10 protein-coding genes are annotated in these 13,769 nt (G+C 35.9%); 4 read left to right on the top strand and 6 right to left on the bottom strand.

Going from position 1 to position 13,769, the window contains the following annotated elements; all coding sequences use genetic code 11:
• Window positions 1-80: 80 nt before the first annotated feature.
• Window positions 81-1,763 (bottom strand): choline dehydrogenase, encoded by a 1,683-nt coding sequence (gene betA, locus L987_RS11515; protein ID WP_047504766.1) that lies wholly within the window; start codon window positions 1,761-1,763, stop codon window positions 81-83.
• Between the two features lie 56 nt (window positions 1,764-1,819).
• Entirely contained in the window at window positions 1,820-3,313 is a 1,494-nt protein-coding gene (gene betB / locus L987_RS11520; RefSeq protein WP_047504769.1) for a betaine-aldehyde dehydrogenase, read from the bottom strand.
• Window positions 3,314-3,515: 202 nt separating this feature from the next.
• On the opposite strand from betB, the gene cudC reads away from it, so the two are divergent.
• Complete coding sequence (gene cudC / locus L987_RS11525; protein WP_002482146.1) at window positions 3,516-4,076, top strand: choline uptake/conversion transcriptional regulator CudC; 561 nt, start codon at window positions 3,516-3,518, stop codon at window positions 4,074-4,076.
• Between the two features lie 169 nt (window positions 4,077-4,245).
• Here cudC and L987_RS11530 read toward each other — a convergent pair whose 3' ends face one another.
• Window positions 4,246-5,868, bottom strand: coding sequence for a BCCT family transporter (locus tag L987_RS11530; RefSeq protein ID WP_011302187.1), 1,623 nt, complete (start codon window positions 5,866-5,868; stop codon window positions 4,246-4,248).
• Between the two features lie 484 nt (window positions 5,869-6,352).
• Between L987_RS11530 and L987_RS11535 the strand changes: the two genes are divergently transcribed.
• The 3 genes from L987_RS11535 to L987_RS11545 all read left to right on the top strand — a co-directional run bounded on the left by L987_RS11535 (window position 6,353) and on the right by L987_RS11545 (window position 9,278).
• Window positions 6,353-7,075, top strand: coding sequence for a class I SAM-dependent methyltransferase (locus tag L987_RS11535; RefSeq protein ID WP_011302186.1), 723 nt, complete (start codon window positions 6,353-6,355; stop codon window positions 7,073-7,075).
• 125 nt (window positions 7,076-7,200) lie between these two features.
• Complete coding sequence (locus L987_RS11540; protein ID WP_011302185.1) at window positions 7,201-8,091, top strand: fructose bisphosphate aldolase; 891 nt, start codon at window positions 7,201-7,203, stop codon at window positions 8,089-8,091.
• 179 nt (window positions 8,092-8,270) lie between these two features.
• Complete coding sequence (locus tag L987_RS11545; RefSeq protein ID WP_047504772.1) at window positions 8,271-9,278, top strand: PTS transporter subunit IIC; 1,008 nt, start codon at window positions 8,271-8,273, stop codon at window positions 9,276-9,278.
• A gap of 77 nt (window positions 9,279-9,355) precedes the next feature.
• On the opposite strand, the gene L987_RS11550 is transcribed toward L987_RS11545, so the two are convergent.
• From L987_RS11550 to gabT, 3 genes are all read right to left on the bottom strand, one after another.
• Window positions 9,356-10,753: an APC family permease gene (locus L987_RS11550; protein ID WP_011302183.1), complete on the bottom strand. Its 1,398-nt coding sequence runs from the start codon at window positions 10,751-10,753 to the stop codon at window positions 9,356-9,358.
• Between the two features lie 182 nt (window positions 10,754-10,935).
• The gene (locus L987_RS11555) at window positions 10,936-12,315 is read right to left on the bottom strand and encodes an NAD-dependent succinate-semialdehyde dehydrogenase (RefSeq protein WP_002482140.1); all 1,380 of its coding nucleotides are present in this window, start codon (window positions 12,313-12,315) and stop codon (window positions 10,936-10,938) included.
• Between the two features lie 89 nt (window positions 12,316-12,404).
• Window positions 12,405-13,718, bottom strand: coding sequence for a 4-aminobutyrate--2-oxoglutarate transaminase (gabT, locus tag L987_RS11560; protein ID WP_047504775.1), 1,314 nt, complete (start codon window positions 13,716-13,718; stop codon window positions 12,405-12,407).
• Between the last annotated feature and the right edge of the window lie 51 nt (window positions 13,719-13,769).

Raw genomic sequence — 13,769 nt, forward strand, 5'->3', positions numbered from 1 at the left:
GTCGGCAGTCAGAGATAATAACAAATACATGCCTTACCTCTATATCTATTTCATTTATTTTAAAATATCATAATCAAACATTACTTTATAGTACCCGCATCTTTATCATGTACACCATGACGATAGAAATCAATATATTCTGGATCTAATGGTTTTTTACCACGTATGATGTCCGCTGCTTTCTCAGCCATCATTAATACAGGTGAATGAATGTTACCATTTGTTGTACGTGGCATAATAGATGCGTCTACAACACGTAGATTTTCCATACCATGTACTTTGAACGTTTCTGGATCTACGACTGACATTTCATCTGAAGCTGGCCCCATTCTACAGCTACAAGATGGATGCAATGCTGTTTCACCATCGCGTTTTACCCATTCAATAATTTCTTCATCTGTTTGCACTTCAGGTCCAGGAGAGATTTCTCCTCCATTATAAGGGTCTAATGCTTTTTGGCCTAAGATATTTCTAGCTACTTTAATTGCTTCCACCCATTCACGTTTATCTTCTTCTGTAGATAAGTAGTTAAACACAAAATCTGGCTTAACAAATGGATCTTTTGATTTGATTTTTAAATGTCCACGAGAATTTGAGTACATTGGTCCTACATGCACTTGATAACCATGTGCAGCTGGCGCTTTCGTACCATCGTATCTTACCGCAATTGGTAAGAAGTGGAACATTAAGTTTGGATAATCTACATCTTCATTTGAACGTACAAAGCCACCACCTTCGAAATGGTTTGATGCTGCAGCACCTTTACGTCCGAAAATCCATTGTAATCCTATGAATGGCATTTTTAATTTATTTAAACTTGGTTGCATTGAAACAGGTTCTTTACATGCATGTTGCACATAAACTTCTAAATGGTCTTCAAAATTTTCACCAACACCTGGTAAGTGAATACGTGGTTCAATACCTAATGAACGTAAATGTTCTGAATCACCGATACCTGATAATTGTAGTAATTGCGGGGAGTTAATTGCACCACCTGATAGGATAACCTCTTTCGCATTTACTGTATGTTCTCTACCATTTTTCTTAAATGTAACACCCGTTACTTTGTTACCTTCAAAATTTAATTTCGTCACAAATGCACGTGTTTGCACTTCTAAATTCTTACGTTTCATCGCTGGATGTAAATATGCTCTAGATGCAGAAACACGACGACCATTATGTACTTGACTATCAAATGGTCCAAATCCTTCTTGACGGAATCCATTTACATCTGGTGTTTTATTATAACCTGCTTCAACACCTGCATCGAAGAAAGCCTGGAATAACGGATTATCAGCTGGACCTCTTCTTAGTTTAATTGGTCCGTGATGTCCACGGAATTGATCATCTTTTGTTGCACCGAATGTTTTTTCTAAACGTTTAAAATACGGTAAACAATGTGCGTAATCCCATGAATCCATGCCTTCAGGCTTCGCCCATTTTTCATAGTCCATTGGGTTACCTCTTTGATAAATCATACCGTTAATCGAACTTGAACCACCTAGAACTTTACCACGTGCATGACCGACTTTACGTCCATCCATATGTGGCTCAGGTGTCGTTTCATAAATCCAATCGTATAATTTATTTCCAGCTGGATACATTAATGCTGCAGGCATCTGTATTAATAAGTCCCATGGATAATCACTACGTCCAGCTTCCAATACAAGTACGTTATTCGATACATCTTCACTTATACGGCTACCAAGTACTGACCCAGCACTTCCACCACCTATAATGATATAATCGTATGATTGCTTCATTGTGATACTGCCTCCTCTAATTTATATACGTTCATTCTCTTATTTGAAAATCTATATTATGCTTTACCAAACCAATTAACTGGTTCTGGGTTTGTATTACGTAATATATGTTTCTCTACTTGATATTCAGCTAGACCTTCTTTACCAAGCTCTCTACCAATACCAGATTGTTTATAGCCGCCCCAAGGTGCTTGGGCAAAGTATGGATGGAAATCATTAATCCAAACTGTTCCCATCTTCAATTTATTAACGACGCGTTCAGCTTTGCCTATATCTTGTGTAAAGACACCGCCAGCCAAACCGTAAATGGAATCGTTCGCAAGTTCTATGGCTTCTGCTTCAGTTGAAAAACCTTCAATTGTTACAACTGGTCCAAATACTTCCTCTTGAACAATTCTCATAGAAGTATCACAGTTTGTAATTACAGTTGGTTCAAAGAAGAACCCATCTTGTAGGTCTTCACGTTCAGGACGTTTACCACCAATAGCAATCGTTGCATTTTCAGCTTTTGCAATTTCCATATAATTTTCAATTTTTTCTCTATGTTCAGCTGAAATCACAGGTCCCATTTCCGTTTCTGAGTCAAAACCATTACCTAATTTAATATTTTTAACTCTTTCAATAAGGGCTGCTTCGAATTTTTCTTTAATATCGTTATGCACGATAATTCTTGCGCCAGCAGAGCATACTTGACCTGCATGGAAGAATCCGCCATTTAATGCTTGATCTACTGCTAAGTCAAAATCGGCATCGTCAAAAATGACATTTGGGTTTTTACCGCCAAGTTCTAACGCTACATCTGTAACATGATCTGCTGCTTGTTTCATAATGTGTTTACCAGTTTTTATGCCACCAGTAAATGACACTAAATCCACTTCTTTATGTGCAGATAACGGTTCACCAACTTCAGATCCTTTTCCTAATACTAAATTAATCACACCTTTAGGGAAGCCAACTTCTTCCATTAATTCAAATACACGAATTGTTGTTAACGGCGTGATTTCACTTGGTTTCATAACAAGCGAACAACCTGTTGCCAATGCAGGTGCAAGTTTCCATGAAGCTTGCAGTAAAGGATAATTCCATGGTGTAATTTGAGTTACAACTCCAATCGGTTCTTTTATTACTTTGCTTTCTGTATTTGGGATTGGAGAATCTATCAATTCTCCACCATCTTTATCTGCCAAACCTGCAAAATAGTTAAATACGTTCGCAATATCATCCATATCTGCGTAAGATTCTTCTAATGTTTTACCTGTATCTAATGTTTCAAGTCTCGCTAATTCTTCACGATGTGTCACAATTAAATCGGCAATAGCACGTACTTTTTTGCCTCTATTTTCACTTGTTTCTAATGACCATTCACCTTTTTCAAAAGCACGACGTGCAGCTAATATCGCACGTTCACTATCCTCAGCAGTACCTTCTGCTACTTCAAATATGACTTCTTGGTTAAATGGATTAATAATTTTTCTTGTTGCTTGATTCGAGCTATCTACCCACTCACCATCAATGTATTGACGACGAGACAATTGATTTACAAGTTCCATTAAAATTACCTCCGTTAAGTTTGTTAAATTTTTATTTAACGAATTTTATAGATTTTATGTTACCATAGTAAACGAAAGCGTGTCAAACCAGTTCAAATTTCAATTGGCTCATAACTTCAGAAACAAAGCGCTACTTAAATTCTGTTCGTTAACCTGCTATAATTTGAATTCACAATAAAATATTTGGTCGGAGGTGTACTACATGGCACATTCAAACAACCCTGAACATCAATTAGACGAAGCAAAAGATATTGTTATCAATGCGATTGGTGAAACAATGGATTTATATGGTATCAACAGAAGTGTTGGTAATTTATTTGGTACTATGCTCTTCGAAGATAGCATGACACTCGATGAGATGCGTGAACAATTACAAATGAGTAAACCAAGCATGAGTGCTGGGGTCAAAAGACTCCAAGAATTTGATATCGTTAAGCAACAATTTACACGCGGTAGTAGAAAACAACATTTTATTGCAGAAAAAGATTTCTTTAACTTCTTTAGCAATTTCTTTACACGCAAATGGCGTCGGGAAATCGTAATTAATGCCGAAGCTGTCCATGATGCCGTTGCGATACTAAACAAAATTATTAATGACGAAAGTACAGATGCCGCTATTAAAACTGAGGCAAACGAAACGAAACAGCAACTCATCGACACGTTACCTTATTACGAATGGTTAGATCATTTAAGTGATGCATTGGAAAGTGGAGAAATATTTAAATACTTCCCAATACCTGAAAATAATTACAAAGAAGATTAAATATGTGTAAGATAGTTAGCCCAAAATCAACAGAATTTCAAAAAGCGTCCGTGTGAAGTTAAATTTCAAACGGTCGCTTTTTTATTTAACAAATAAGCATGACAATTCAACCTTAAGTTAAAGCATAAAAAAGCTGAGACATCGTACTTGTCTCAGCTTTTATTTAAAATTACAAATTATCGTCTTCTTTTTGTTCTCTAACTTGTGTGATACGCAATGAACGTCGCTCGACCTCTCTATACTTGTCTGCCCGACTTTCTAGTTTAAGTCGGTCCTCATTAAGTGTCCGCATAAATGCGACCATCATCATAACAAAGACTACAAGTACTGGCACACTCGCCAATAAGGCTGCTGTTTTCAGTACTTCTAACGCTTTCTCGCCACCGACTAACATAAGCGCAAATGGTAATAAACATAACGCAAACGCCCAATAAAGACGGTTTGCTTTTAATGGTTCACCAATTACTTTTTTCTGAGATGCTGCTGCTAAGATATATGATCCAGAATCAAATGTTGTCGCTAAGAACAGCACTGCCGAAAGCATAAATAATACAATGATAATATTATGGAACGGTAATTGATGCAATACCTCTATGATTGTAGCTTCCGTACCATGTGTATTCAGATTTTGGATCACATCAAATTGTCCACTAATTTGTAAAAACACAGCATAGTTACCAAAAATACCGAAGAACAACATACATCCTAATGTACCATAGATAATTGTACCTAAAACTACTTCTTTTAACGTACGACCTTTGGAAATACGTGCGATAAACAATCCAATAAATGGTGCATAAACAATCCACCATGACCAATAGAATATTGTCCACTGTTGTGGGAAGTTCGTTTCTTTACGGCCACCAATACCGCCAAATGGTTCTAGCCAAGTAGCCATTTCGAAAAAGTTCTTAATCATATTACCCATACTTGTAATTGTCGTTTCCATAATAAATACCGTTGGTCCAACAATTAACACAAATCCAAGTAATACAAATGACAAAATAACGTTCCAATCACTTAATACTTTTATACCTTTTTTCAATCCAGAATATGAACTATAAGCAAAGATAGCAGTTACTAAAAACAGTATCGCACCACGCATTAACATGTTATCACCATCGATACCAGTCAAGCGCTCTATCCCCGCTGTAATCATTGGTACACCAAGTGCTAATGATGTAGCTGCACCACCTAATAATCCAAAAATGAATATAATATCGACAATCTTACCTACAAGACCATCTGTTTGCCCTTTTAATATTGGACGTAACGTTTGGCTTACTTTATAAATAGGTTTCTTCTTCACGAATAATAAGTAACCAATACACAGCGCTGGTAGTACAAAGGTCGCCCATGCAATCGGTCCCCAATGGAACATACCATACATCGTTGCATAATTAAGCGCACTATCTGTCATACCTTTACCACCATGTGGCGGATCTTGATAATAGAATGCCCACTCGATAATACCCCAATATAGAATATCAGACGCAATACCGGCACAAAACAGCATGGCAGCCCAACTAAAATTATTAAACTCGGGCTTATCTGTCGCTTTACCTAAAGTTACATTACCGTACTTACCAAAGGCTATGTATAAAACAAATATTAAAATAGCGAGTCCGATAAACAAATAAACTGAACCTAATGCACTAGAAACGGCATCGTTCATTTTAGTAATCACTTCTTGACTTGCTTTAGGAAAGACCATCATAGGAATTACTGCAATCAGTAAAATAACCGATGATCCTATAAAGGTCGTCCAATCCATAACTTTATTTTTCTTCATTATTGAACACCCCTGTATTTATTTTTATAACTATGTAAAAGTCGCTAAAAATAGATAAACATTAGCAAAAATATATATTAATTCACAAACATGAGCCTAACGAACTTTAAATAATAATGCAAATTGCATTCAATATTCTGAAATTAATTATATGAATATTTATATAAAACAGAGAATTAATTTCGGAGTATAAATCGCTATAATCACAGTGTTAAGTTTAAACTTAATGAAATTAATGAATCTTACAAACTTTATAATATGTATCTTTATTCATTATTTACGTATAAATATTTGTTTTTATTTTTTTGTATTTTTAGAGAAAAAGACTGTTTTTTTATAAAATATCGCATAAAGGTTCTTCGATACATAATTAAATGTATGTCGTTTTTTGTGTGTTTTTAAATAGTCATCACAAACTTTTATACTTAAATATTCTATAATAGTGTAAACAGCAAAATAATTGTAATAAGCGGAGTGAATTTAAATGGAAAAATCAAAGATCATTAATTATTGGGATAAACGTGCTGAATCCTTTAGTAAAAATAAGCTAGCAGAATTAGAAAGTACGCATGCTCAAAAATGGATAGAAGAAATTAATAACATAAACCCGATACAACCTGGTATGAAAATCTTAGATATTGGTACTGGCGCGGGTTTTTTAGCTATTTTATGTGGAAACCTAGGTAGCGATGTCACAGGGATAGATCTTTCTCCTGAAATGATCCAATCAGCAAAACAGAATGCCGAAAGTCATCATCAAGATATTCACTTTCAAGTAATGGATGCTGAATCACTACAATTCAATGATGAAACTTTTGATATGGTTATTTCTCGCAATGTAACGTGGCTACTTCCTAATACAAAGGCAGCATATCAAGAATGGTTACGTGTATTAAAACCTAACGGTAAACTGATTAATATTGATGCCAATTATGGTAACGATTCATTCACTGACTATAAATCCCTGAATACTGAACATGCACACCACACACTCGGCAAAGATATGCTGGCTGAAAGCGAGGCAATCAAACAAAATATACCCATTAATCACCAACCCAGACCTCAAACAGATATGGATATCTTAAAATCATTAGGATTTGATCATATCCATTTAGACACTGAAATTTATTTACGTATGTACTCAGAACAAGATGAATTTTATAACCCAACGCCCATATTTTTAATTTCAGTTACTAAATCATATTAGCTACAGAAAAAGTTTTTATTAAAGACACAATTTCCATTATATTTTATCGTAAAAGAGCCTACAGCTTGCGTTATTTTTTAATTTTTATCATACTATAAGAGAATATAGTAAAAGGAGTGGTAAGAATGAATCAAGAACAATTTGACAAAGTAAAAAATGGAAAAGGCTTCATTGCTGCATTAGACCAAAGTGGTGGTAGTACACCTAAAGCGTTACGTGACTACGGCGTTACAGAAGATCAATATGACAGTGAAGACGAAATGTTCAAACTCGTTCATGACATGCGTACACGTATCGTGTCGTCACCATCATTTAGTTCAGATAAAATTGTAGGTGCGATTCTGTTCGAACAAACAATGGACCGCGAAGTAGAAGGCAAACATACAGCGGACTATCTAGCTGATAAAGGTGTTGTACCTTTCTTAAAAATAGATAAAGGTTTAGATGAACAAAAAGATGGCGTTCAATTAATGAAACCTATGCCTGAGCTAGATGACTTACTAAATCGTGCAAATAAACATAAAATTTTCGGTACTAAAATGCGTTCTAATATCTTAGAACTAAATAAAGACGGTATTGATTTAGTTGTTAAACAACAGTTTGATGTAGCTAAACAAATTATTGCAGCTGGTTTAGTTCCAATTATTGAACCTGAAGTTAATATTAATGCTGAAAACAAAGAAGAGATTGAAGCATACTTAACTGATTCAATTTTAGAAGAACTAAACAAACTCAACGATGATCAACTTGTAATGCTTAAAGTAACTATCCCTACAAAAGCAAATCAATATCAATCATTAATCAACCATCCAAACGTTGTACGTGTCGTTGCGTTATCTGGTGGCTATAGCAGAGAACATGCAAATGAAGTACTTAAACAAAATAAAGATTTAATCGCTAGCTTCTCTCGTGCATTAATCAATGATTTAAATGTGAACCAATCTGATGAAGAATTCGACAAAATTTTAGGCGAAACAGTTGAATCTATCTATGATGCTTCTGTAAACAAAAATTAATCTATCCTAATACATTTAAATACAATTACAACACTGTCAGTGCGTTTCGATACGCACTGGCAGTTTTTATTTTATGATTGTGAAAAAAATCCCAATATAGTCTAGCCAACTTCACTAACTATCTATATACTAATATTAATTTATGAAATAATTTAATTAAAAAATAAGGAGATTACTTAATGAAAAATCATTTGCATAGGTGGGTTATTGAAGCATTAAGTTTTATGGCTTTGGGTTTGTTTGGCTCTTTAATTATTGGACTTATCTTAGAAACTATTGGCAATCAAACACTCATTCCACAAATAGATTTATCGTTTTTATCAGAAATTGGTAAGGTCGCAATGTCAGTTACCGGTGCTGCTATTGGGGTAGCAATTGCTTATGGATTAGGCGCTAAACCTCTAGTTATTTTTTCGTGTGTTATCGTTGGCACACTAGGTTATACGACGTTTGGAGGCGGTGCAGTTGGTGCCTATATTGCTACACTCATCGTCGTAGAATTAAGTAGATTTTATGCAAGCAAGACTAAAATCGATATCATTGTTACGCCCTTACTCACGATTGTTATCGGGGGCGCTATCGCAAAACTTTTTGGACCTGCGTTAAATGAGTTTATGACTGGGTTAGGTAAAGTTATCATTGTCGCAACTGAACAACAACCGTTGATAATGGGAATTTTAGTATCTGTCATCTTTGGTTTAGCACTTACTGCGCCAATTTCAAGTGCAGCACTTGCACTCATGCTTGATTTAAGTGGTTTAGCTGCTGGTGCAGCAACGATAGGCTGTGCGGCGCAAATGGTAGGCTTTGCTGTAAATGGCTATAAGGATAATGGTTGGAGTGGTATTTTATCTATTGGTATTGGTACAAGTATGCTACAAGTCCCAAATATCATTAAACATCCCATGATCTTAGTACCTCCAACAATAGCAAGTGCAGTTGTTGCTCCAGTTATGACAACTCTATTTCCTATGACAAATAATGCCGCTGGTGCAGGTATGGGTACAAGTGGTTTAATTGGCCAAATTATGACGATTAATACCATGGGTGGTTCACTTCAAACCTGGCTATTAATTATAATCTTCCATATTATATTGCCTGCAGTCATTAGCTTTGCTTTATATAAGTATTTCTTAAAAAAACAGTGGATTATGCCAGGCGATCAACTTATCCATGTCGCTAACTAGTTCAATAACATAACTATTTTCATTAAAAACAGCCGTGCCAGTTAAATTAAACTGACACGGCTGTTTTATATAAAGTGTTACTGATAATCTGATTGCTTGTCTCCTTGTATTGATACATAGGCATCTTCTGTTGTCTTTCTTTTTTGAGTTAAATAAAGTACACCTGCAATCAAATACCAAACTAATACAATTAACCACTCTGATGGCCAAGCTAACGATGACGGCATACCCGGTAAATAAATCACGATAAACAAAATGCTCAAAATAACCGCAATGATACCAACAATTTGTCCGTTTTTAATACGGTAAGGACGTTCTAAATTAGGATGCGTTTTGCGTAACTTAAGAAACGAAATTGCAACGAGTAAATAACCTAGAACAACACCAATACCGCCTGCATTAACAATCCACGAAAGTGCTGGTCTTCCTAACAGCGGTGCTACAAAAGCGAGTACACCTAGAAATAAAATACCATGCGTAGGCGTTTTAAATTTCGGGTGGATATAGGCAAACCATTGTGGAATCATTTTATTTTTAGCCATTGCATACAATATTCTACTTCCACCAATAATAAATGCATTCCAACTGGTTATAATTCCGGCGACACCACCGAGTACAAGTAATACACCAAATCCACTATGACCGAACAGATTAACCATTGCATCCGCCGTTGCTAAACTACTCGTGTTCAGTGCTGAAGGTGAAAGTCCTGTGGCTACCCCAAATACAATCAATAAATAAAATATAACAGAAGCAATGATTGATAATATCAAAATGCCACCAATCTTTTTAGAAGGTGCTTTCACCTCTTCAGCAATTTGTGGAATGACATCAAATCCTACAAATAAAAATGGAATCATCATCAATACGGACATGGTTCCGCCAACACCATTCTCGAATGGTTTTAAATTACTAAAGTTGCCATTGAATCCAGCACCAAATACAAGCAACAAGCCCACTGCTACAATAAAGATAGTGAACACAGTCTGCATGATGGCTGCTGGTTTTACGCCGAAATAATTCAGTGATGTTAATACAATACTACCAATTGAACCAATTAATACCCATGTTAAATAGACATCCCAACCAGCGATATTCCACATAAAACCATGATGTTTAAAAGGAATGACGTAATCGATGACTGTGGGCAAAGCAACCGCTTCAAATGTAATTACGGATACATATCCAAAAAGTACGGACCAACCAGAAATGAATGCAATACCAGGAGAAAAAGCCTTTTTAACAAATACAAATCCTCCGCCAGTTTCCGGAATAGCTGATGCAAGCTCTGCGTATGTAAGGCCTATAACAATAACTAATAATCCACCAATTAAAAAAGCGACAATACTTCCGATAAATCCAGCTGCTGATACCCATTCTCCTGACAAGACTACCCATCCCCATCCAAGCATGGCACCAATAGCTAGAAATAAAACATCAACTATATTCATTGATTTATTAAATTGTGATTTCATTGAACATACCCCATAACATTTTCAATAACGTCAATTAAAGTTGAGAAGCGCGCAGCGTAGCGTTGTATTTATTTCACTTTAATAAACGGCGCCCTATCATATGTGATTAACCAATCGCTTTCTCAATCTTTAATTGACTGATTTTATATTTTATTTAAGATTTGGTTTATCCTAATGCATTTTTATTCTTGTATAGAAAGATACTTCGTCTCTAAATAAGGTTCTATGCCTTCTACGCCACCTTCTCTACCATAACCACTTTCTTTCAAACCACCAAATGGTGCATGTGCAGCAGATGGTCCACCATCGTTCCAACCAATCACACCATATTCCAGTTCATTAAAGAGTTTTAATCCAGTACGATAATCATTCGTGAAGAAATATGAAGCTAAGCCAAATTCTGTGTCATTTGCTATGTTAATCACTTCATCTAAATCACTATATGTCATCACTGGCGCAACTGGTCCAAACGTTTCTTCATGCATTGCTTTCATATCTAAATTTGCATTCGTAATGACTACCGGTTTTAAGAAATTACCGCCCAATGCTTGAATATCTTCAATGCTACGTGATAGTTGCCCACCTTTTTCTTGCGCATCTTTGATGTGTGTTAACACTTTTTCTACAGCTTGATTGTCAATGAGTGGTCCAATTTTAACCTCTTCTTTCAAGCCATCACCTACAGATAATGCATGCACTTTTTCTATTAATTTTTCGTTATATGCCTCGGCGATATCTTCGTGAACATAGATTCTGTTTGCACATATACAAGTTTGTCCTGCATTTCTAAACTTCGAAGCAATCGTACCGTCTACTGCCGCTTCAATGTCTGCATCATTATGAACGATAAGCGGTGCTAAGCCACCTAGCTCCATCGTCACATTTTTAACTTGTTGCGCAGATGATTCAATTAATGATTTACCAACAGCAGTCGATCCAGTGAATGTCACTTTACTAATCAAACTATGATTTGTGAAAATGTCCCCTGCGTCTTTACCTGAAGCAATAATGTAGGAGATAGCATCTTTTGGAAAACCCGCTTGATGTGCAAGTTCCACAAGTTTAATCGTTGTCAGTGGCGTTTTAACTGCTGGTTTACAAATGATTGTACATCCTGCCGCCAATGCTGGTGCCATCTTACGCGTAATCATTGCTGCTGGGAAGTTCCACGGTGTAATCGCGCCTACGACACCTACTGGAAATTTATCTATAACAATTTTTTTCGAAGGTGAATTAGCTGGTATCGTACGACCATATACACGTTTTGCTTCTTCGGCATACCATTTGACGTATGAGTTCGCATAAGCTACTTCACCTTTTGCCTCTGCCAGTGGCTTACCTCCTTCTAATGTAATCAGACGTGCAAGTTCGTCTTGATGATCATCAATTAATTGAGCCCATTGCGCTAATTTCGCTGAACGTTCGTGCGCATCGACCTTCTTCCAGTTTTGAAATGCTTGATGTGCTTGTTTAATTTGATGATTAATTTGTTCATGCGTAGCATAATCTAAACGCTCTAAAACTTCATTAGTAGCTGGATTAATTACTTCTAACTTTGTCATGGTAACGACCCCTTTTTAAATATAATTATAAAATCCCTTTCATTTATCCATACCCTTTCCGCTTATAAAATATAAATGCTACTTATTCATTAATTCGTTTGCTTTTCAATGGCCTTTTCAAATGCTTCTGTTAATATATTTAGACCTTTGTTTAATTCTTGATCTGTAATAACTAATGGTGGTAAGAAACGAATCACATTGCCTTTAATACCAGCCGATAATAATAATAAGCCTTTTTCGTTTGCAGTTTTAATAATCTTAGCTGTTAACGCTTTGTCAGGTTCACCAGTTTCCGGATCAACGACTTCAAATGCAACCATAGCCCCTAAACGACGAATAGCTTTAACTTGCTCATAATCTTGACTCAATGCTGTTAAATATGCTTCTAGTTGATGACCGAGTTGTTCCGCTTTTCCATTTAAATCTTCATTTTCTATGATTTCAATCACTTTAAGTGCAGCTTCACATGCTAATGGATTTCCAGCATACGTACCGCCCAATTCTCCTGGTGATGCGCTATCAACGATTTCTTTTCTACCAACGACACCACTTAAAGGGAATCCAGCAGCCAATGATTTAGAAACCGTAATTAAATCTGGTTCAACATCAAAGTGTTCTATCGCAAATGTTTTACCTGTTCTAGCAAAGCCACTTTGAATTTCATCTGCTACAAAGACAATGCCATTATCTTCACAAATTTGTTTAACGGCTTTTACAAACTGGATATCAGGTATGATAAAACCGCCTTCTCCTTGAACAGGTTCCATGACGATACATGATACTTCACTCGGATCCACCGTTTCGATAAAGAAATCATGTAACTTATTGATTATATGTTGTGTGTAAAGTTCATCTGATAAGTCTTCAGATTTTTCAGAAATATTAGGGTATGGTGCTTGATAAACTTCCGGAGCGAATGGTCCAAAACCTAATTTATATGGTTTCACCTTACTCGTCATAGACATGGTTAGATTCGTTCTACCATGGAATCCTCTTACAAATGAGACTACGGCTTGTCTCCCCGTATATTTTCTTGCAATTTTAACGGCATTTTCTACAGCTTCTGCACCTGAGTTAAGCAAAATTGATTTTTTGTCAAAATGACCAGGTGTAATTTCCGTTAATTTTTGCGCTAAATTTAAATAGCTTTCATACATAATGACATTAAAACCGGGATGTATAAATTTATCCAATTGTGCTTTCAAGTGTTTCGTAATTTCTGGGTGGGAATGTCCGACATTCAAAGTACCAATGGCACCAGCAAAATCAATGAACACATTACCTTCGACGTCTTTAACGGTTGCACTTTGTGCCTCGTCCGCTACATGTAAATTTCCGTTTCCTACACCACGAGCTACATATTTTTCACGTTGCGTTTTATAATATTCATATTTCTCTGACATAATGAAACCTCCTAGTTTTAAACATTTTCATTGATTGTCTAGAAATTTAAA

This window comes from Staphylococcus sp. ZWU0021, from assembly GCF_000798895.1.
GTDB classification, from domain to species: domain Bacteria; phylum Bacillota; class Bacilli; order Staphylococcales; family Staphylococcaceae; genus Staphylococcus; species Staphylococcus saprophyticus.